At 71.7% G+C, this 20,106-nt stretch carries 16 protein-coding genes and 1 rRNA gene; 9 read left to right on the top strand and 8 right to left on the bottom strand.

Annotated features, from left to right (window positions below):
* Nucleotides 1–5: 5 nt before the first annotated feature.
* Nucleotides 6–122, top strand: a 5S ribosomal RNA gene (rrf, locus tag LJ221_RS11655).
* 139 nt (nt 123–261) lie between these two features.
* Here the strand turns inward: rrf and LJ221_RS11650 are convergent.
* From LJ221_RS11650 to LJ221_RS11630, 5 genes are read right to left on the bottom strand one after another with little or no spacing between them, the layout of a single operon-like run.
* The gene (locus tag LJ221_RS11650; protein WP_241716045.1) at nt 262–1,572 is read right to left on the bottom strand and encodes a DUF58 domain-containing protein; all 1,311 of its coding nucleotides are present in this window, start codon (nt 1,570–1,572) and stop codon (nt 262–264) included.
* Nucleotides 1,573–1,590: 18 nt separating this feature from the next.
* The gene (locus LJ221_RS11645; protein WP_374228429.1) at nt 1,591–2,583 is read right to left on the bottom strand and encodes an AAA family ATPase; all 993 of its coding nucleotides are present in this window, start codon (nt 2,581–2,583) and stop codon (nt 1,591–1,593) included.
* On the bottom strand, nt 2,553–3,779 hold the full coding sequence (locus LJ221_RS11640) for a DUF4350 domain-containing protein (protein ID WP_241716041.1): 1,227 nt from the start codon (nt 3,777–3,779) through the stop codon (nt 2,553–2,555). The genes LJ221_RS11645 and LJ221_RS11640 overlap by 31 nt, the downstream gene beginning before the upstream one ends.
* Complete coding sequence (locus tag LJ221_RS11635; RefSeq protein ID WP_241716039.1) at nt 3,776–4,477, bottom strand: DUF4129 domain-containing protein; 702 nt, start codon at nt 4,475–4,477, stop codon at nt 3,776–3,778. The genes LJ221_RS11640 and LJ221_RS11635 overlap by 4 nt, the downstream gene beginning before the upstream one ends.
* Before the next feature lie 4 nt (nt 4,478–4,481).
* The gene (locus tag LJ221_RS11630) at nt 4,482–5,642 is read right to left on the bottom strand and encodes a glycerophosphoryl diester phosphodiesterase membrane domain-containing protein (protein WP_241716037.1); all 1,161 of its coding nucleotides are present in this window, start codon (nt 5,640–5,642) and stop codon (nt 4,482–4,484) included.
* 207 nt (nt 5,643–5,849) lie between these two features.
* On the opposite strand from LJ221_RS11630, the gene mtnA reads away from it, so the two are divergent.
* The 7 genes from mtnA (at nt 5,850) to LJ221_RS11595 (ending at nt 14,381) form a co-directional block, all read left to right on the top strand.
* Entirely contained in the window at nt 5,850–7,040 is a 1,191-nt protein-coding gene (mtnA, locus tag LJ221_RS11625) for an S-methyl-5-thioribose-1-phosphate isomerase (RefSeq protein WP_241716035.1), read from the top strand.
* Entirely contained in the window at nt 7,037–7,714 is a 678-nt protein-coding gene (gene mtrA, locus LJ221_RS11620; protein WP_241716033.1) for a two-component system response regulator MtrA, read from the top strand. Before mtnA ends, mtrA begins: the two co-directional genes overlap by 4 nt.
* 1 nt (nt 7,715) lies before the next feature.
* Nucleotides 7,716–9,668: an MtrAB system histidine kinase MtrB gene (gene mtrB / locus LJ221_RS11615; protein WP_241716031.1), complete on the top strand. Its 1,953-nt coding sequence runs from the start codon at nt 7,716–7,718 to the stop codon at nt 9,666–9,668.
* The gene (locus LJ221_RS11610; RefSeq protein WP_241716029.1) at nt 9,637–11,535 is read left to right on the top strand and encodes an LpqB family beta-propeller domain-containing protein; all 1,899 of its coding nucleotides are present in this window, start codon (nt 9,637–9,639) and stop codon (nt 11,533–11,535) included. The genes mtrB and LJ221_RS11610 overlap by 32 nt, the downstream gene beginning before the upstream one ends.
* A gap of 19 nt (nt 11,536–11,554) precedes the next feature.
* The gene (locus tag LJ221_RS11605; protein WP_308314765.1) at nt 11,555–12,280 is read left to right on the top strand and encodes a ComF family protein; all 726 of its coding nucleotides are present in this window, start codon (nt 11,555–11,557) and stop codon (nt 12,278–12,280) included.
* 494 nt (nt 12,281–12,774) lie between these two features.
* Nucleotides 12,775–13,479, top strand: coding sequence for a ribosome hibernation-promoting factor, HPF/YfiA family (gene hpf, locus LJ221_RS11600; protein ID WP_241716027.1), 705 nt, complete (start codon nt 12,775–12,777; stop codon nt 13,477–13,479).
* Nucleotides 13,480–13,628: 149 nt separating this feature from the next.
* On the top strand, nt 13,629–14,381 hold the full coding sequence (locus LJ221_RS11595) for a response regulator transcription factor (RefSeq protein ID WP_241716024.1): 753 nt from the start codon (nt 13,629–13,631) through the stop codon (nt 14,379–14,381).
* Nucleotides 14,382–14,460: 79 nt separating this feature from the next.
* On the opposite strand, the gene LJ221_RS11590 is transcribed toward LJ221_RS11595, so the two are convergent.
* Both LJ221_RS11590 and LJ221_RS11585 read right to left on the bottom strand, forming a co-directional pair.
* Complete coding sequence (locus tag LJ221_RS11590; protein ID WP_241716022.1) at nt 14,461–15,624, bottom strand: winged helix-turn-helix domain-containing protein; 1,164 nt, start codon at nt 15,622–15,624, stop codon at nt 14,461–14,463.
* Nucleotides 15,625–15,674: 50 nt separating this feature from the next.
* A complete protein-coding gene (locus LJ221_RS11585) occupies nt 15,675–16,256 on the bottom strand; it encodes a GNAT family N-acetyltransferase (RefSeq protein WP_241716020.1) in 582 nt (193 codons plus the stop codon).
* Between the two features lie 190 nt (nt 16,257–16,446).
* On the opposite strand from LJ221_RS11585, the gene secA reads away from it, so the two are divergent.
* Nucleotides 16,447–19,278, top strand: coding sequence for a preprotein translocase subunit SecA (secA, locus tag LJ221_RS11580; protein WP_241716018.1), 2,832 nt, complete (start codon nt 16,447–16,449; stop codon nt 19,276–19,278).
* 184 nt (nt 19,279–19,462) lie between these two features.
* On the opposite strand, the gene LJ221_RS11575 is transcribed toward secA, so the two are convergent.
* Nucleotides 19,463–19,885, bottom strand: a complete 423-nt coding sequence (locus LJ221_RS11575; protein WP_241716016.1) for an Rv3235 family protein — start codon at nt 19,883–19,885, stop codon at nt 19,463–19,465.
* Between the last annotated feature and the right edge of the window lie 221 nt (nt 19,886–20,106).

Genomic DNA, 20,106 nt, shown 5'->3' with positions numbered 1-20,106 from the left:
GGTGTTTCGGTGGTCACAGCGAGAGGGAAACGCCCGGTTCCATTCCGAACCCGGAAGCTAAGCCTTTCAGCGCCGATGGTACTGCATGGGGGACCGTGTGGGAGAGTAGGACGCCGCCGAACAATTTGTGAGGCCTCGGTCTCCGAGTTTATGACTCGGAGACCGAGGCCTTTCTGTTTTGTGGTTCCGTGTCTTGTGCCACCAGGAGCCATGTATGGCGAAGAAGGGCTATGGAATTGCTCAGGCCTTGCCACTGAGGGCTCAGAGGCGGCCGGCGGCTTTGAGTGCGAGGTAGGTGTCGGCCAGGGCCGGGGCGAGTTCATGGGGGGTGGCGTCCACGACGGTCACACCACGGCGGCGGAGCCGGGACGCGGTGTGACGGCGTTCCGCCTGAGTCCTGGCCGCGGCCGCGGCTCCGTAGACGGCGTCGAGTGTGCCGCGTGCGGCGGCCATCTCCTTGATGCGAGGGTCGGCGACGGACGCCACCACGACCGTGTGGCGCTGGGTGAGGAGCGGGAGCACGGGGAGCAGACCCTCTTCCAGGGGGGAGGCGTCGAGGCCGGTGAACAGGACGACGAGTGAACGCTGGGGGGCGTTGCGCAGGACGGTCGAGGCCATGCCCCGGGCATCGGACTCGATCAGTGCCGGTTCGAGTGGCGCCATCGTCGTGACCAGTGCGGGGAGCAGGTCATGGGCTGTACGGCCCCGGAGTGTGGCGCGCATCCGGCGGTCGTAGGCCAGCAGATCGAAGTGGTCGCCCGCACGGACGGAGAGGGCTGCCAGCAGCAGGGCGGCGTCCATCGAGGCGTCGAGGCGCGGGATGTCGCCCACCCGGCCGGCCGAGGTGCGCCCGGTGTCGAGGACGGCCAGGATGCGGCGATCGCGTTCGGGGCGCCAGGTGCGGACGGCGACGCTGCTCCGGCGGGCGGTGGCGCGCCAGTCGATGGACCGGGTGTCGTCGCCCGGGATGTACTCGCGGAGGCTGTCGAACTCGGTGCCCTCGCCACGGGTGAGGACGCTGGTGCGCCCGTCGAGTTCACGGAGGCGGGAGAGCCGCGCGGGAAGGTGCTTGCGGCTGGTGAAGGGTGGCAGGACGCGCACCGTCCAGGGGACGGAATGACTGCCCTGGCGGGCGGCCAGGCCGAGCGGGCCGTAGGAGCGCACGGTGACGCGGGCGGCGTGGTGGTCGCCGCGCCGGGTCGGGCGCAGCCGTGTGGTGAGAAGGCGGCGTTCCCCGCCGGGGACGGTCAGCCGGTGCCGGGAGGCGGCGATCTCGGAGCCGGAGGTCCAGACGCTGGGTGGCCAGGCGTCGCGGAGATGCGCGCGGAGCGGTCGTCCGGCGGGGTTGATGACGGTGAGCAGGATTTCGGCGGGTTCACCAAGTCGAACTGATGTATCACCGGAACGGGTGAAAAGGAGCTTTCGTACTGGCGCGGCGCGACCCAGGTCGTACAGGATTGCGAGCAGCAGAGGAATTTCGACGGTGAGTAGGCCGGTCCAGCTCGGAAGCAGGAAACCGACGAGAAGCGCGCCGAGGGCGGCGATGAGAGCGGTACGTCCGGTGAGAGCCATCGATCAGTCCGTGTCGCCTCAGCGGGGCACGGGAACATGGGCGAGCAGCGAAGAGATCACGCTGTCCGCGGTGACACCCTCCATTTCGGCCTCGGGGCGCAGTTGGACGCGGTGCCGCAGAGTGGGCAGGGCGAGCGCCTTCACATCGTCGGGGGTGACGTAGTCGCGTCCGGTGAGCCAGGCCCAGGCTCTGGCGGTGGACAGCAGCGCGGTGGCGCCGCGGGGTGAGGCGCCCAGGGAAAGCGAGGGGGATTCGCGGGTGGCACGGCAGATATCGACGACGTAGCCGGCGACATCGGGGGATACGGAGGTCTTGGCCACAGCGGCCCGGGCCGCGTCCAGATCCGCGGGGCCGGCTACACGACGTACGCCGGCGGCGGTGAGGTCGCGGGGATCGAAGCCTTCCGCGTGCCGGGAGAGGACCTTGATCTCCTCTTCTCTGGAAGGCAGTGCCACCTGGAGCTTGAGCAGGAACCGGTCGAGCTGGGCTTCGGGGAGGGGGTAGGTGCCCTCGTACTCGACGGGGTTCTGGGTGGCGGCCACCAGGAAGGGATCGGGGAGCTTGCGTGCGATGCCCTCGACGGTGACCTGCCGCTCCTCCATGGCTTCGAGCAGGGATGCCTGGGTCTTCGGCGGGGTTCGGTTGATCTCGTCGGCGAGGAGGAGATTGGTGAAGACCGGGCCGGGCCGGAAGGAGAACTCTGCTGTGCGGTTGTCGTAGATGAGCGAGCCGGTGACATCGCTCGGCATCAGATCAGGGGTGAACTGGACGCGCTTGGTGTCGAGTTCGAGTGTGGCGGCCAGAGCGCGGACAAGAAGGGTTTTGGCGACGCCCGGGACGCCCTCCAGCAGTACGTGTCCGCGGCAGAGCAGGGCGACGACGAGTCCGGTGACGGTGGCGTCCTGGCCGACCACGGCTTTGGAGATCTCTCCGCGCAGAGCCTCGAGGGCGGCGCGGGCGCTGTCTGCGGAGGGGGCGCTCACGGAGTGCGGTCCTTGTCTCTCGGAGATGGGGTGATACGGCGTTCGAGGAGGTCGAGTCGGTCGGCCAGCCGGACGAGGGCTTCGTCGTCGGTGGGAGCCGGGCCGAACAGAAGGCTGTGGATCCGGGCACCGTTGTCCCCGGTGCGGGTGGCGACGGCCGGGCACAGAGCATCGGAGCGGTGGGCCTGTGCGGTGGGCACGCCGGCGAGAGGGGCGACCCGGGTACGGGTCGCCGAGCGCAGTGCTTCGGCGGCGCGTTCGCGCGCGCGGGCCCGGTGATAGAGGCGGGCACGGCCCTCGGCCGCCTCGGAGGCCGGGACGGTCACGGGCAGCCGTTCGGGGACGAGGGGGCCGAGGCGCCTGGCCCGCCAGAGTGCGGTGAGGACCGCGGCGACAGCGAGCTGGAGGGCGCCCCACCTCCAGCCGGAGGGGATGAGGTCGTGGAAGCTCTTGTTGCCGCCGTCGGTGGCGGTGGCGTCGTCCAGCGAGGGAAGGTACCAGACCAGATGGGACCGGGAGCCGAGGAGTTGCAGGGCGAGCGAGGCATTGCCGTGGTCGTCGAGACGGTGGTTGTACAGCAGGTCCGGGGCACCGAGCACCACGGTGTCACCTTCGCCGGTTTCCGCGGGGAGCCGCAGCAGGGTGGGCAGTTCGCCGCTGTGGTAGCAGTCCTCGACCGGGGTGGCAGAGGTGGTGTAGGTGATGCCGCCGAGTTCGGCCGCGCCCGCGCGCCGGGCGTAGGGGGCGTCGCAGCCGGGGTGGAGCACCTCGACGGCGGCGGGCTCCACGGCGCGTACATTCGGGGCCAGGGTGCCCAGCGAGGCGGGGCCCGGGGCCAGCAGGACGGTGCGGCTCCCGCTGCCGGAGGCGGCGGTGCGCAGTGCGGACTGCTGCCGTGCGCTGAGCAGGTCGGGGTTGGCCACCAGCAGTGTGGTGTCGGGGCCCAGGGCCTCGGTGGCCTCGGCTACGCCGGTGGCGACGGTGGTGTCCACGCCGCGGTCGGCGAGGAGTTCGGCGGTGGCGCGACTGCCGTAGCGGTCGGCGGAGCGCGGGTCGAGCAGCCCGTGCTGCTCAACGGAGCGGAGGGCGGCGATGACCAGGCCGGCCAGCGCCAGGACGGCCGCTGCCAGCAGCAGGCCGCGGGCACGCCCCCACAGTTGGCGTGCGGTGGGCGATACCGATGCGGCCGCGTCGGTGGGCGGGGTGGGTGGTGCGGTCGTCATACGACGCCTTTGCCGGGGGTCGCGGAGGCGGGAAGGCCACCGGTGAGACGGGGCCGGCTGCGCCGGACGGCGTCGTCGAGGTCCCGCAGCCGGAGATACGCGGCCCGGTCGGCCGGGCGCCCGGCGTATGTCACCTCGTCGAAAGCGAGGGCGGCTGCGTACAGGGACGCGGTGTGGTCTGGGAGGACCCGGGCGGCTTCGGTGGCGGCCTCGTCGGCGGTGCGGCCCGGGCGGGGGGCGAGCAGGGCGCGTTCCTCCAGGGAACGGACGAGAGCGCGCATCCTCTCCTGGAGCGCTTCGCTCCAGCGGGCGGCGGAGGCGTGCCGCTCGGCCGCGGTGCGGTGCTCGTCGGCGCTACGCGGGCGGTCGCCGAAGAGTTCGCCGTGCCCGGCGGATCCGGGTGCGCGGCGCAGCGCGCCCATGCGCAGCCGCAGGCCGATCAGGAAGAGCGCGACGAGCAGGGCGAGGACAGTGAGACCGACCCAGCCGCCGGGCGTGGCCCCGGCAGCGGCGTCGAGGAGGTCGCCGATCCGCTCCCACACCCAGTCGAGGAGGCGCCGCAGCGGGCTCGGGTCGTTCTCGTGGTACATCGGCTTGGACAGTTCGTCCTCGGCGGCCTCGCGTGCCGGGACACGCGGGATCGTCACCGGTGCCCCGCCGTCGGAATCATCCGTGCGCACGCCCGCGGACCGCTTCATCACATCAGTTCCCCGGAGCGGGGTCGTCGGTGCGCCCCTCGTGGCCGGGGACTCCCGCGGCACGGGCGAGTTCGAGGTCGAGGGCCTCGCGGCGAATGCGCTGGTCCATGTAGAGGAGGGCCGTGACGCCCGCGCTGATCGGGAGGGTGATGGTGGAGGCGAGGACCGCGCCGATGCCGACGACGATCAGGTATGTCCAGGTGATCTCCGCGACGGCACCGGAGACGAGGGGGTCGATGCCGTCGCCGCTCAGCACGGGTGCCAGGAAGGAGACGGGGAGCTGGATGATCATCCCGACCATGAAGACCAGCACGACGGTGAGGAGCTGGATGCCGAAGATGCGCCACCAGGAGTTCCGCACGAGCTTGGCGGAGCGCCGGAGGGAGGCGAGGACGCCCTGCCGCTCCAGCATGAGGGCGGGCGCGGAGAGGCAGTAGCGGACCCAAAGCCAGACGGCTGCCGCGGTGCCCGCGAAACCACCGAGGAGACCGATGCCTATGCCCGCCGGTCCCGAGCCCGCCGCGCTGAGCAGAATGCCGGGCAGGAAACCCAGGACGACCGCTCCGGTCACGATCACTCCCACCAGCAGCGTCAGTCCGAGCAGACGGGCGAGCTGCGGCCGGGAGTCGCGCCAGGCATCTCCCATGGACACCGGTCGGCCCAGGACGGCGCGGCTGACCACAACGGTGAGCATCGCGGTGGCGATGACCGTGCCGATCAGGGAGGCCAGCATCTCGACGCCCAGGGCGCTGAACGTGCCGCTGAGGGCGTCCAGCACTTCGCCCCTGGTCGGTTCGGCCTCGGTCTCCAGTGCCCGCAGACTGCTGTTGTCCCGCATCCAGATGCCGGTGGCCACGGTGGAGGCGAGCTGGATCATGATCGCTACCGCGAGCGATATGCCCAGGGTCGTCCGCCAGTGGGCCCGTGCGGTGGAGACCGCTCCGTCCAGGATCTCGCCCACACCCAGAGGACGGAGCGGAATGACACCGGGCTTGGCCGCGGGCGGCTGGTTCCAGTTTCCCCAGCCGCCGCCCGGCGGCGGAGGCGGAGGAGCGCCCCAGCCCTGCGGCGCGGCGGGCGGCTGCTGCGGCGACCAGTTCGTGGGCTGCTGCCGCGGCGTGGCCTTCTCGGCGGGCTGCCCGGAGGTGCCACCGCCTCCGGACACAGGGGGAGGATCGGAAGGGGAGGACCCGGGCGAGGCCCAGCCCGGAGAGTCGCTCACAACAGTTCACCTCGTGTTCTCGCGGCCTGTCCGTGGGGATGTATCGGCTGGTTGGCAGCCATCGTGCCATGGGCCGCCGTGGAACGGCGCGGGCCCTGCGGCTCCCGGTTGCCTTCGACTGATGGTCGGGAGAAGGGGCAGACTGTCCGAATGGTTGACCAGACTGAGGAACGATCCACGGCTTCGGCGCCCGATGACGCACCCGTTCCCGTTCCCGCGCTGCGCTGGGAGGAACCTCCTGAAGGGCCGGTGGTGGTGTTGCTCGACCAGACCCGGCTGCCCGTCGAGGAGGTCGAGCTCGTCTGCACCGACGTGCCCGCACTGGTGGAGGCGATCCGCTCGCTCGCGGTGCGCGGCGCGCCGTTGCTGGGGCTGGCGGGCGCGTACGGCGTCGCGCTGGCCGCCGCACGCGGGTACGACGTGACCGATGCGGCCGAGCAGCTCAGGCACGCGCGTCCGACCGCGGTCAACCTCGGGTACGGGGTGGACCGGGCCGAGCGGGCCTTCCGGACGGCGGCGGACGGCGGCGCGGGGTACGAGCGGGCGGCCGCCGCGGCGTTGGCCGAGGCCCGGGCGCTGCACCGCGAGGACGCCGAGGCGAGTGAGCGGATGGCCGTGCACGGTCTGGCTCTGCTGGGTGAACTGCTGCCGGGCGGCGGCTACCGCGTCCTCACCCACTGCAACACCGGGGCGCTGGTGTCCGGCGGGGGAGGCACCGCGTTCGGGGTGGCGCGTGCGGCGCACCGCGCCGGCGAGCTGCGCCGACTGTGGGTGGACGAGACCCGGCCGCTGCTCCAGGGGGCACGGCTGACGGCGTACGAGGCCGCTCGGGAGGGCATGGCCTACACGATCCTGCCGGACAACGCGGCCGGCTCGCTGTTCGCGGCGGGCGAGGTGGACGCGGTCCTGGTCGGCGCGGACCGGATCGCGGCCGACGGCTCGGTGGCGAACAAGATCGGTAGTTACCCGCTGGCGGTGCTGGCCCGCTACCACCATGTGCCGTTCGTGGTCGTGGCACCCGTGACCACGGTGGACCTTGAGACGGCCGACGGCGGTTCGATCGAGGTGGAGCAGCGTCCTGGCCATGAGGTGACGGAGTTCGCGCCGCCGACGGTGCCGGGGGCCGGGGCGGAACCGGGCAGCGGCATTCCGGTGGCTCCGCTGGGCGCGCAGGCGTACAACCCGGCCTTCGACGTCACTCCGGCGGAACTGGTGACGGCGATCGTCACCGAGCGGGGTGTGGTCTCACCGGTCACGGGGGGCGCGCTGGCCGAGCTGTGCTCGCCCTCACCGTCACCCCGGGATGAGTCCCGATCGGGTGATGGGATGATGGACACATGAAGGGACGTGTCCTGGTCGTCGATGACGACACCGCACTGGCGGAGATGCTCGGCATCGTACTGCGCGGCGAAGGTTTCGAACCGTCGTTCGTGTCGGACGGAGACAAGGCCCTCGCCGCCTTCCGCGAGACCAAGCCCGACCTCGTACTGCTCGACCTGATGCTGCCGGGCCGGGACGGCATCGAGGTGTGCCGGCTGGTCCGTGCCGAATCCGGGGTGCCAATCGTCATGCTCACGGCCAAGAGCGACACCGTCGATGTGGTGGTGGGCCTGGAGTCGGGGGCCGACGACTACATCGTCAAGCCGTTCAAGCCTAAGGAACTGGTGGCACGCATCCGGGCGCGGCTGCGGCGGTCGGAGGAACCCGCGCCCGAGCAGCTCGCCATCGGCGATCTGGTCATCGACGTGGCGGGGCACTCGGTGAAGCGCGACGGGCAGTCCATAGCGCTGACCCCTCTGGAGTTCGACCTGCTGGTGGCCCTCGCACGCAAGCCGTGGCAGGTCTTCACCCGCGAGGTGCTTCTGGAACAGGTGTGGGGCTACCGTCACGCGGCGGACACCCGGCTGGTCAACGTCCATGTGCAGCGGCTGCGCTCCAAGGTCGAGAAGGACCCGGAGCGGCCCGAGATCGTGGTGACCGTACGCGGCGTGGGGTACAAGGCCGGGCCAAGCTGACATGTGGCGTGGCGGTCGATTCCTCTCGGACGGGCTGCTGTCCGAAGGGGCGACGGGCAGCCGGGCGCACCCTCTGTTCCGGATGTTCGTCCGCTGGGTACGGCGCCCGCTGCTGGCCGTGGTGCGGCTGTGGCGGCGCAACATCCAGCTGCGGGTGGTGACCGCCACGCTGCTGATGTCCCTCGCGGTCGTCCTGCTGCTGGGCCTGGTCGTCATCGGCCAGGTCAGCAACGGGCTCCTGGATGCCAAGCAGCAGGCCGCGCGGAGCCAGGCAGCCGGCGGCTTCGCGGTGGCCGAACAGCTGGCCGACGACGTGGTTCCGGGAGGCACCGGCAACGGCCGTGACGTGCGCCAGGACACCGGCACCTGGCTGAACGATCTGGTGACGCAGCTGGCCAGTGGCGGCCAGGGTGTCTACTACCTGGTGGCGCTCAGCTCCGAGGAGGGGCCGGGCACCTTCGGCGCGGGCGAGGGATCGGACACCCACGGGCCCCGCGCGTCCTTCGACCTCAAGCCCGAGGAGAGCGTGTCGCCGCAGCTGCGCGAGGCGCTGGACGACAGCCCCGACACCTACGAGCAGTACGGCACGATCGTGCTGGAAGGCGGCCGGACCGAGGCCGCGCTGGTCATAGGCAAGCGCCTCAGCGACCCCAACGGCGACCCGTACCAGCTGTACTACCTCTTCCCGTTCCAGCAGGAGGAGAAGTCCCTCAGCCTGGTCAAGGGCACCCTCGCCACCGCGGGGGTCTTCGTGGTGGTGCTGCTGGGAGCCATCGCCTGGCTCGTCGTGCGCCAGGTGGTCACCCCCGTCCGGATGGCCGCCAGAATCTCCGAGCGGCTCGCCGCCGGACGCCTCCAGGAGCGGATGAAGGTCAGCGGTGAGGACGACATCGCCCGGCTGGGCGAATCGTTCAACAAGATGGCGAAGAACCTCCAGACGAAGATCCAACAATTGGAGGAGTTGTCCCGGATGCAGCGCCGCTTCGTCTCGGACGTCTCCCACGAGCTGCGCACCCCGCTCACCACGGTGCGGATGGCCGCCGACGTCATCCACGAAGCCCGCGACGAGTTCGACCCGGTGACGGCCCGCTCGGCCGAGTTGCTGCTGGGCCAGCTGGACCGCTTCGAGTCGCTGCTGGCGGATTTGCTGGAGATCAGCCGGTTCGACGCCAAGGCGGCCGCGCTGGAGGCCGACCCGGTGGATCTGCGCGACGTGGTCAGGCGTGTTCTGGAGGGTGCGGAGCCGCTCGCCGAGCGCAAGGGCAGCCGTCTTCTGGTGTACGGCGACGAGCGGCCGGTGGTGGCGGAGGCCGATGCCAGGCGTGTCGAGCGGGTGCTGCGCAATCTCGTGGTCAACGCGGTCGAGCACGGTGAGGGACGGGACATCGTGGTCCGGCTCGCCTCGGGCGGCGGTGCGGTGGCCGTGGCGGTACGCGACTACGGTGTGGGGCTCAAGCCGGGCGAGGCCAACCGGGTCTTCAACCGCTTCTGGCGCGCCGACCCGGCCCGTGCCCGTACCACGGGCGGCACCGGTCTGGGCCTGTCCATCGCGGTCGAGGACGCCAGGCTGCACGGTGGCTGGCTGCAGGCCTGGGGCGAGCCGGGCGGCGGTTCTCAGTTCCGGCTGACCGTTCCGCAGACCGCGGGGGAGCAGCTGCGCGGTTCCCCCATCCCCCTGGAGCCGGCCGACTCCCGCCGCCGGAGGGAGGAGGCCCAGGCCCCGCCCGGTGAGGCGCGTGCCTCCGCGCAGTCCCCGGCCGCGTCCCGGGGTACCGCGCGGGAGCCGCACCGGTCGCGCGGTGGCGCGGTGGCGCCGCCGAGGGAGGCCGTGGACGGTGGGAACGAACCGGGCGGGGGAGAGCCGGACACGCGGAGGCGGACGGCGAGGGAGCCGGAAGAACCGATGGAGGAGCAGGGTGGACATGGCGACCATGGCGAACGGCAAGGCGACTGAGCGTCCCCGCCGGGGTCCGCGTCCGCTGCGTTCCTCCCGTGGCCGCCGCAGGCCCGCGGCGGCGCTCGGCGCGCTCGTCCTGCTGCTCGCCGGGTGCGCGTCGATGCCCTCCGAAGGGGAGGTCCGCAGGATAGATCCTCCCTCCCGGTCCGAAACCGACTCCCAGGCGCGGGTGTTCGGGGTGAGCCCGCGCAAGGGCGCGCAGCCCTGGCAGATCGTGCGCGGTTTCCTGGAGGCCACCACGAGTGACGAACCGGAGTTCGCCACCGCCCGCGAGTACCTCACCGGCAGGGCCGCGCACGGCTGGGACCCCTTCGCCCGTACGACGGTGCTCGACGCCGCCCCCTCCGTGCGCACCTCCGACCGCTCTTCCATCAGTGAGGAGAAGGGCACCACTCTGGAGGTGACCGGCTCCACCGTCGCGCTGGTGGACAGCGAGCACGCCCACCGGCCCAGCGACGGGACGTACCGGGAGACGTTCCAGCTCGTCCGGGTGGGAGGCGAGTGGCGTATCGACCGGCTGCCGGACGGGCTGGTGGTGGCCGAGGCCGACTTCGAGCGCAACTACGAGTCGGTCAACACCTACCACTACGCCGACCTGGGCCCGGATACCGGCGCGGTGACGCGGGGCGAGGATGTCCTGGTCGCCGATCCGGTCTACGTCCGGGAACGCATAGACCCGCTGACCGAGGCGGTCGAGGCGTTGCTGGACGGCCCGACCGGCTGGCTGGCCCCGGTGACCGGCTCGGCCTTCCCCGAGGGCGCACGGCTCGCCGACGGCGCGAGGCTCTCCCCGAACGACTCCGGCACGCTGACCGTCCCGCTGGTCGTACGCGACGGGAAGGGGCGCGAGCGTCCGCTCAGGACGGGGAGCGCCCAGTGCGACCGGATGGCCGCCCAGGTGCTGTACACCGTGGGCGGCCAGGTGCCGGCCAAGACCTCCCGTGTCCGGCTGACGGGAGGAGGCGGCGGCGCGGAACTGTGCTCGCTGACGCGTGACGAGGCCGAGGCGTACGCGCCGGGCCGGCTGGGCGGCGACGGCGGCCAGTACTTCGTCGACGACCGCGACCGGCTGGCCGTGGTGCTGGGCGACGGCGACCGGATCGCTCCCGTCGGCGGTCCGTTCGGCACGGGGCAGGTCCGGATGAGCGCGGTCTCGGTGAGCCGGGACGAGAAGCGCGGCGCCGGGGTGTCGCTGGACGGCCGGTCGCTGTTCGTCGCCCCGCTCACCGCCGACACCGGGTTCGGCGACCCCCTCGTGACCAGCGGCGCGCAGCGGGAGAGGGACGGGCTGACGGCTCCGAGCTGGGACGGACTCGGCGATCTGTGGGTGGCCGACCGCGATCCGGACAGGTCCCGGCTGCTGTGGCTGCGCGGTGGCCAGGAGGAGCCCAGGGAGGTCGAGGTGACCGGTCTCGGCCGCGGTCGCATCGAGGCGCTTAGGGTCTCCTCGGACGGTGTGCGCATGGCGTTGCTGGTCAGTGAGGGGGACCGGACGACTCTCCGGCTCGGACGCATCGAGCGGGAGGAGATCGGAGACGGTGAGCCCAGGGCGACCGTGGAGGGCCTGCGGCCCATCGCTCCGCGGATGGAAGAGGTGCTGGACGCCTCCTGGGCGGGTGACAGCAGGCTGGTGGTCGTCGGCCGGGAGGCGAAGGGCGTACGGCAGTTGCGCTACACGGCGACGGACGGCTCGTCGGCCGGGCCCTCGACGCTGCCCGGGCTCAACGGGGTGACCGGGGTGGCGGCCTCGGAGAACAGCGAGAAGCCGCTGCTGGCCGACACGGAGGAGGGTATCGCCCGGCTTGATCGGGCCGAGTGGGAACTGGTCACGGACGAAGGGTCGATGCCCCTCTACCCGGGGTAGTCGTCCCGGTGTGCTCGGTATGCGGGAATGGTGGGGAGAACTGGCCGGTCTGGTGCTGCCGGCCGACTGCGCCGGCTGCGGTCTGCCGCGCGCCGGCCTGTGTGCGCGGTGCCGGGGGCTGCTGCGCGGCTGCCGGCCCCGTCGGGTGCGGCCGGATCCGCAGTTGGACGGTCTGCCGTCGGTCCACGCGTGTCTGACGTACGCCGACGAGGCGCGGGCCGTGCTGCTCGCGCACAAGGAGCGCGGCGCCCTGCGGCTGGCCGCTCAGCTGGGGGCGGTGCTGGCCGTGGCGGTGCGCGCTGCCGCGCGGGCCGCGGCCCGGGAGACGGCGTCGGGGGAGACTGCGCGGGGGAGGGCGGGGCCGCTGCTGCTGGTACCGGTGCCCTCCGCGCGGCGCTCGGTGGCGGCGCGCGGCCACGATCCGGTGCGGAGGATGGCGCTGGCGGCCGCCGGTGAGCTCAGACGCGGCGGACGGCCGGCGCGGGTCCTGCCCGTGCTGCGGCAGCGGCGTGCCGTGGAGGACCAGGCGGGGCTGGACGCCCGGCAGCGCCTGGCCAACCTGGCCGGCGCGCTGGACACGGCCGCCGGTGCGGGGCGGCTGCTGGAGGAGGGTCCGGTGATCATGGTGGACGACCTGGTGACCACGGGCGCCTCGCTCGCGGAGGCGGCGCGGGTGCTGGACCGGGCGGGCGGCAGGGTGGCCGGCGCGGCGGTGGTGGCGGCCTCGCGGTACGGCGCACCCTAGCGCGGCGCCGGCCGGCCCCCAGAGGGCCCGCACACCGGTGCTCCCGCCGGTCTCGCACCGGCGTGCGGGTGCTCACCCGGCAGGCGGTTCGCGGGGGCGTACCCCGGCCGTGAGTGGGCAGTGTGGTCCGTACGGGTGGAACCGCGGGCGGAAGCGTCTCGTTTCCGTCCTGGAGGCGACGCCGTCCGGGACCGGAGGTCCGTGACACCAGGGGGTGCCGGGTTTCCCCCGGCGGAGGTAGGTTCGGTTGTGAGGAATGGCGAGAGTCGTTCTGTACGGCGGGACATGTGCGCTCCATGGCGTTCGCCCGGCTTTGCCGGTTGTTCTCCCGGAAACGGGAGGGTGGCGATCTTCCCGGCTGAGGAGGAGGTGAAAGTCGCAACCCGACGTAGGGCCGGACGGTGACGGGCAGGAGCCCGCATCTTCCGGACTCAGTGCACAAAGGGCGTTCTCCGCCGCTCAGGCCGCGGAGAAGCCCGGGAACGGAGTTCTGCGTGGACATCGTCGTCAAGGGCCGTAAGACAGAGGTGCCGGAGCGGTTCCGCAAGCATGTGGTCGACAAGCTCAAGTTGGACAAGATCCAGAAGATCGACGCCAAGGCGATCCGCCTCGACGTCGAGGTGTCCAGGGAGCCCAACCCGCGTCAGGCCGACCGCTCCGACCGGGTTGAGATCACACTGCGCTCCCGCGGTCCGGTGATCCGCGCCGAGGCGGCGGCGGCCGATCCCTACGTGGCGCTGGACCTGGCCACGGAGAAGCTGGAGTCGCGGCTGCGCAGGCAGCACGAGAAGCGGGTCTCCGCGCGGAAGGGGAACGGCCACCACCGGATCCCGGCGCGCGACGTGGCCGTGACCGTGCCGAACGCGGCGGCCATCGGCGAGGACGGCCGGCTCGGGCCGCAGCGCACGGCGGTCGGGGAACCGCCCGCCACCACCAGGGTGGGACCGCTGGAGGTCCAGGGGGACGGCCCCCTGGTCGTCCGGGAGAAGACCCACGCGGCGGCTCCGATGTCGCTGGACCAGGCCCTGTACGAGATGGAGCTGGTCGGGCATGACTTCTACCTGTTCATCGACTCCGAGACCAAGCTGCCGAGCGTCGTCTACCGGCGGCACGGTTACGACTACGGCGTCATCCATCTGGAACCCGATCCGTTCGTGGAGGAGGCACCGCAGGGCGCCGGAGGCGCTCTGGGTGGCTGATAACAGTCGCTGACACCGCGCACCGGACCCCGCCCCCGGCCGAACGAGGAATTCGGCCGGGGGCGGGGGCATGGAATCATGGACCCGTCCAATCGGCGTCCTGCATCGGCCGGTTGGCGCTGCGTAGCCTGGCTGCAGGGGGAGGAACGATGGCGGACAGCTTCGGGCCCGTGACGCCCGGTGCGCGGGGCGGAGGCCGCGGCACCACCCCCGCGGACGAGGGGGAGGGGGGTTCGCGCGGGGAACCCATCCGGGTCCTGGTCGTCGACGACCACGCCCTCTTCAGGCGTGGGCTGGAGATCGTCCTCGCGCAGGAGGAGGACATCGAGGTCGTCGGCGAGGCGGGGGACGGGGCCGAGGCCGTGGACAAGGCCGCGGACCTGCTTCCCGACATCGTGCTGATGGACGTGCGGATGCCCCGGCGCGGTGGCATCGAGGCATGCACCTCGATCAAGGAGGTGGCGCCCAGCGCGAAGATCATCATGCTGACGATCAGCGACGAGGAGGCCGACCTCTACGACGCGATCAAGGCGGGGGCCACCGGTTACCTGCTCAAGGAGATCTCCACCGACGAGGTTTCCACCGCGATCCGCGCGGTCGCCGACGGGCAGTCGCAGATCAGCCCGTCGATGGCGGCCAAGCTGCTCACCGAGTTCAAGTCGATGATCCAGCGCACCGACGAGAAGCGGCTGGTGCCCGCGCCGCGCCTGACCGACCGGGAGCTGGAGGTGCTCAAGCTCGTCGCCACCGGCATGAACAACCGCGACATCGCCAAGGAACTCTTCATCAGCGAGAACACCGTGAAGAACCACGTCCGCAACATCCTGGAGAAGCTCCAGCTCCACTCCCGGATGGAGGCCGTGGTCTACGCGATGCGGGAGAAGATCCTCGAGATCAGGTGAGGAGGCCCGGCGCGCCGTGGTCCGGTCCGTGGCGCGCCGGCCGTGTCGATCGCACCGCCCGAGCCGGAGGCGGGCGACGTCAGCCGAGCGCCGAGACGAGGGCCGCGGCCAGCGCCGGGTCGTCGCAGCGCTCGACGCGCACCGCGTCGCAGCCCACCCAGCCCGCCGCCTCCCACAGAGCCCGGGCCATCGGCTCCACCGCGCCGCGCCCCGCCATCGACACCTGCCGCGCCACCAGCGTCCTCCCCTCACGGGCCGGATCGACCCGGCCCAGCAGCCGCCCGCCCGACAGCAGCGGCATGGCGAAGTAGCCATGTATCCGCCGGGCCCTGGGCACGTAGGCCTCCAGCCGGTGGGTGAAACCGAAGATCCTCTCGGTGCGCCTGCGGTCCCAGATCAGCGAGTCGAACGGCGACAGCAGCGTGGTGCGGTGCCGACCCCGGCCTCCGGACGACTCGGTCTCCAGCGCCACCGGGTCCGCCCAGGCGGGCTTTCCCCAGCCCGCCACCTCCACCGGCACCAGGCCCGTCTCGGCGACGACCGCGTCGATCTGCTCGCCCTTCAGCCGGTGGTAGTCGGCCAGGTCCGCGCGGGTGGCCACGCCCATCGCCCTCCCGGCCCGGGCGACCAGCCGGCGCAGGCACTCGCGGTCGGTCGGGTCGTCATGGAGCAGTTCGCCGGGGACGGCGCGCTCGGCCAGGTCGTACACCCTCTTCCAGCCGCGCCGCTCGGTGCAGACCACCTCGCCGGTGTCCAGCAGCCACTCCACCGCGATCTTCGTCTCGGACCAGTCGTACCACTCGCCGCCGTTCTTCGCGCCTCCCAGCTCGGTGGCCGTCAGCGGGCCGTCGGCCCTCAGCCGGTCCCGTACGGCGGCGCAGGAGCGTTCGGAGTCCTCCATGCGGTGCCAGCGGTGCCCCCTGGCCCGGAACGCCCGGCGCCGGAAGGCGAAGTACGGCCACTCCTCGACCGGCAGGACGCAGGCCGCGTGCGACCAGTACTCGAAGGCGCGGCCCCCCGACCAGTACGCCGCCTCCACCGTGTCGCGGCCGACCGCACCCAGCCGTGCGTAGGGCACCAGTTCATGGGAGCGGGCCAGCACTGAGATGGTGTCCAGCTGCACGGCGCCCAGACGGCGCAGCATCCCCCGCACCCCGGCCCGGCGGTCCGGGACCCCCAGCAGCCCCTGTGCGCGCAGCGCGGTCCGGCGGGCCTCGTCGGCGGAGAGTGAGACGGTGGTCATGCGCCGACGATAGAGCCCGCCACCGACAACGGGGTTCCGAAGAGCGGTTCCTACGACGAGGGCAGGTACGCCACGGCCGCCGTCCGCCCCCAGTCCGAGGGCAGCAGCGAGGCCACCCACGCGTCCCGCCGGGTCCCGCGGAAGGTGATCCGCGCCCGCAGGGTGCCCTCCATCACGAAGCCCAGCCGCTCCGCCACGGCCCGCGAACCGGTGTTCCCGGCCTCGGCGAACCACTCCAGCCGCTGCACTCCCAGTTCGCGGAAGGCCCAGTCGGTCACCGCCCGTGCGGCCTCCGCGGTGTACCCGCGGCCCCGCCGCTCCCTGGCCGTCCAGTAGCCCAGCTCCGCCAGGCGCCCCTCCGGGCAGGGCGGTGTGATGCGCACCAGCCCCATGGAGCCCACCAGCTCCCCGTCACGGGTGAAGACGCCGAAGTTGTACGCGGTGTCCCCGCGCCAGCCGGCCGGGCCGATGTTGAGCACGAACTCCTGCGCGTGCCGCCGCTCGTAGGGCTCCGGGAGGGTGGTCCAGCGCAGGATGTCCGGATCCTGGCAGGCGGCGTGGACGGCGGGAACGTCCCGCGGCTCGAAGGTGCGCAGCAGGAGACGCTCGGTGCCGAGGGTGACGGGTCGCATGGAGATGATTGTGCCGGTCATCCAATCGGGCGGAACCGGCACCTTACGAGTCTCCGGCACGTTGGGGGGTACAGGGGCCGGTGCCCCTCGCATACGATGGCCGGTGCGGCTGGGCCCGGAGCAAGGAAGAGGCCCGCCGTGCCAGAGCACCCAGACCGTGCCCGGCCCGACCGGCAAGGAGCCAGCCTACGTGTCCGTCTTCGGCAAGATCATGCGTGCAGGTGAAGGCAAGATCCTGCGCAAACTGCACCGCATCGCGGACCAGGTGTCGTCGATCGAAGAGGATTTCGTCAGCCTCACCGACGCCGAGCTGCGGGCGCTCACGGACGAGTACAGGGAGCGCCTCGCCGACGGAGAGTCCCTGGACGACCTGCTGCCCGAGGCCTTCGCGACGGTCCGCGAGGCGGCCAAGCGAGTACTCGGCCAACGCCACTACGACGTGCAGATCATGGGCGGCGCCGCCCTGCACATGGGCTACGTCGCCGAGATGAAGACCGGTGAGGGCAAGACGCTGGTGGGCACCCTGCCCGCCTACCTCAACGGCCTGTCGGGCAAGGGCGTCCACCTCATCACGGTCAACGACTACCTGGCCCAGCGTGACTCCGAGATGATGGGCCGCGTCCACAAGTTCCTGGGACTGACGATCGGATGCATCGTCGCCAACATGACTCCGGCGCAGCGCCGCGAGCAGTACGCCTGCGACATCACCTACGGCACCAACAACGAGTTCGGCTTCGACTACCTGCGCGACAACATGGCGTGGTCGAAGGACGAGCTCGTGCAGCGCGGCCACAACTTCGCGATCGTCGACGAGGTCGACTCGATCCTCGTCGACGAGGCCCGCACCCCGCTGATCATCTCGGGCCCGGCCGACCAGGCCACCAAGTGGTACGGCGACTTCGCCAAGCTGGTGAGGCGGCTGGAGCGCGGTGAGGCCGCCAACCCGCTCAAGCAGCAGCCGGAGACGGGCGACTACGAGGTCGACGAGAAGAAGCGCACGGTCGCCATCCACGAGTCCGGCGTGGCCAAGGTCGAGGACTGGCTGGGGATCGACAACCTCTACGAGTCGGTCAACACCCCACTGGTGGGCTACCTCAACAACGCGATCAAGGCCAAGGAGCTCTACAAGAAGGACAAGGACTACGTCGTCCTCGACGGCGAGGTCGTGATCGTCGACGAGCACACCGGCCGCATCCTGGCCGGCCGCCGCTACAACGAGGGCATGCACCAGGCGATCGAGGCGAAGGAGGGAGTGGAGATCAAGGACGAGAACCAGACCCTCGCCACGATCACCCTCCAGAACTTCTTCCGCCTCTACGACAAGCTCTCGGGCATGACCGGTACGGCCATGACCGAGGCCGCCGAGTTCCAGCAGATCTACAAGCTCGGCGTGGTGCCGATCCCGACCCACCGGCCGATGATCCGCAAGGACCAGTCGGACCTGATCTACCGAACCGAGGTCGCCAAGTTCGACGCGGTGGTCGACGACATCGTCGAGCGGCACGAGAAGGGCCAGCCGGTTCTGGTGGGCACCACCTCGGTGGAGAAGTCCGAGTACCTGTCGCAGCAGCTGAGGAAGCGCGGCGTGCCGCACGAGGTGCTCAACGCCAAGAACCACGAGCGCGAGGCCGTGATCGTCGCGCAGGCGGGCCGCAAGGGCGCCGTCACGGTCGCCACCAACATGGCCGGCCGCGGTACCGACATCAAGCTCGGCGGCAACCCGGACGACCTCGCCGAGACCGAGCTGCGGGCCAAGGGCCTGGACCCGGTGGAGAACGCCGAGGAGTGGGCGGCGGCTCTGCCCGGGGCCATGGAGCGCGCCGAGCAGGCCGTCGCGGCGGAACACGAGGAGGTCGTCGACCTCGGCGGTCTGTACGTGCTGGGCACCGAGCGGCACGAGTCGCGCCGTATCGACAACCAGCTGCGCGGCCGTTCCGGCCGTCAGGGCGACCCGGGCGAGTCCCGTTTCTACCTCTCCCTCGGCGACGACCTGATGCGGCTGTTCAAGGCGCAGATGGTCGAGCGCGTGATGTCCATGGCCAACGTGCCCGACGACGTCCCGATCGAGAACAAGATGGTCACCCGGGCCATCGCCTCGGCGCAGTCGCAGGTCGAGCAGCAGAACTTCGAGATCCGCAAGAACGTCCTGAAGTACGACGAGGTCCTCAACCGGCAGCGCGAGGTCATCTACGGCGAGCGCCGCCGCGTCCTGGAGGGCGAGGACCTGCACGAGCAGATCGTCCACTTCATGGACGACACCATCGACGCGTACGTCCAGGCCGAGACGGTCGAGGGCTTCGCCGAGGAGTGGGACCTGGACCGGCTGTGGGGCGCCTTCAAGCAGCTCTACCCGGTGACGGTCACCGTCGAGGACCTGGAGGAGGCCGCCGGGGGCCGCGACGGCATCACGGCGGACTTCATCGCCGACGCCATCAAGGACGACATCCACGAGCGGTACGAGGAGCGTGAGAAGCAGCTCGGCTCGGAGATCATGCGCGAGCTGGAGCGCCGCGTGGTCCTCTCCGTCCTCGACCGCAAGTGGCGCGAGCACCTGTACGAGATGGACTACCTCCAGGAGGGCATCGGCCTGCGCGCCATGGCGCAGCGCGACCCGCTGGTGGAGTACCAGCGCGAGGGCTACGACATGTTCATCGCGATGATGGACGGCATCAAGGAGGAGTCCGTCGGCTACCTGTTCAACCTGGAGGTCCAGGTGGAGCAGCAGGTCGAGGAGGTGCCGGTCGAGGAGGCCGGGCCCGCGCCCTCCCTGGAGAAGGCCCCTCAGGAGGAGGCCGTCGCGGCGGGCGGGCGTCCGGCGATCCGGGCCAAGGGCCTGGACGCCCCGCAGCGCCCGGACCGGCTGCACTTCTCCGCGCCGACCGTGGACGGCGAAGGCGGTGTCGTCGAGGGTGACTTCGCCAGTGGCGAGGAGAGCGGTCCGGTCCGCTCGTCCGCGGACGGCATGACCCGCGCCGAGCGCCGCAGGGCCCAGCGGGAGAAGGGCCGCCGCCGTAAGAAGTGACCTGGTGACCGCCGCCGCGTGGCGGCCGGCGGTCCGCTTCGATGCCGTTCCGGGGCCGGACGTCCGAGAAGGACGCCCGGCCCCGCCGCGTTTTCCGCGCCGCCCGGGCCCGCGCCCCGCACGGCGTGGTCACGGTGCCGCCGCGCCGGTCGGAGCGGCGGAGGCGGCCGGGACGACGGGCAGGTCAGGACACGGTGTCGAGCTCGACGGCCGAGCACAGCCAGCGCTGGTCGCGGGAGCGCTCCAGACGGAAGGCCAGAGCGCGCAGCCGGTCGCCGGCGGCGATCCGGGCGAACGCCTCGACCGCGCCGGGGCAGGGCTGCGACCAGCCGACCTCCCGGACCACCGGAGCCGGCCCGCCCGCCACCGCCGACCGCAGCGGCGTCAGCGGGGCGAGCCGGACCAGCTGCTCGTACGCCTCGTCACGGGTGTGGCCGAGCAGCAGGTGGACCGGCCGCAGACCGCTGAGGACGAGCACCAGCCGGTGCGCGAACCAGTAGGGCGGCAGCCTGTCGCGTTCCCGCTGCCGGGCGGCGAGCAGGGCCGAGCGGGCCGGCCGCCGGGAGTCCCGGCGGCCGGGAGGGGCGGTACGGCTGGTGGGCGGCATGGTTTCCTCTCCCCGTGGTCTTGTGCGGTCTCCCGCACGCCAATTTGCTACTGAGTGGTAACTTCCACTCCGGTTTCTACTGGGCGCTCGGCGCGGCGGCAACGACCGATGAACGGTGGCGGCGGAATCCGCGTGTTTCACCTGTCCGATGGACGAGCCGCCGGGATCTTGACGGCCGGGCCGCTGACCTGCGCCGTCCGCCAGGTCAGCCGGACATCGAC

Source organism: Streptomyces sp. CNQ085, assembly GCF_022614595.1.
Classification (GTDB): Bacteria; Actinomycetota; Actinomycetes; order Streptomycetales; family Streptomycetaceae; genus Streptomyces.
This window is presented reverse-complemented; position numbering and strand designations above follow the sequence as displayed.

Bases quoted from the DNA above. Each gene is read 5' to 3' on its own strand.
- mtnA (WP_241716035.1), top strand. From the start codon at position 5,850: ATGGTTGACCAGACTGAGGAACGATCCACGGCTTCGGCGCCCGATGAC.
- LJ221_RS11610 (WP_241716029.1), top strand. From the start codon at position 9,637: ATGGCGACCATGGCGAACGGCAAGGCGACTGAGCGTCCCCGCCGGGGT.
- LJ221_RS11595 (WP_241716024.1), top strand. From the start codon at position 13,629: ATGGCGGACAGCTTCGGGCCCGTGACGCCCGGTGCGCGGGGCGGAGGC.
- LJ221_RS11575 (WP_241716016.1), bottom strand. From the start codon at position 19,885: ATGCCGCCCACCAGCCGTACCGCCCCTCCCGGCCGCCGGGACTCCCGG.
- LJ221_RS11605 (WP_308314765.1), top strand. From the start codon at position 11,555: ATGCGGGAATGGTGGGGAGAACTGGCCGGTCTGGTGCTGCCGGCCGAC.
- LJ221_RS11590 (WP_241716022.1), bottom strand. From the start codon at position 15,624: ATGACCACCGTCTCACTCTCCGCCGACGAGGCCCGCCGGACCGCGCTG.
- LJ221_RS11585 (WP_241716020.1), bottom strand. From the start codon at position 16,256: ATGCGACCCGTCACCCTCGGCACCGAGCGTCTCCTGCTGCGCACCTTC.
- mtrB (WP_241716031.1), top strand. From the start codon at position 7,716: ATGTGGCGTGGCGGTCGATTCCTCTCGGACGGGCTGCTGTCCGAAGGG.
- LJ221_RS11635 (WP_241716039.1), bottom strand. From the start codon at position 4,477: ATGAAGCGGTCCGCGGGCGTGCGCACGGATGATTCCGACGGCGGGGCA.
- LJ221_RS11640 (WP_241716041.1), bottom strand. From the start codon at position 3,779: ATGACGACCGCACCACCCACCCCGCCCACCGACGCGGCCGCATCGGTA.
- mtrA (WP_241716033.1), top strand. From the start codon at position 7,037: ATGAAGGGACGTGTCCTGGTCGTCGATGACGACACCGCACTGGCGGAG.
- LJ221_RS11650 (WP_241716045.1), bottom strand. From the start codon at position 1,572: ATGGCTCTCACCGGACGTACCGCTCTCATCGCCGCCCTCGGCGCGCTT.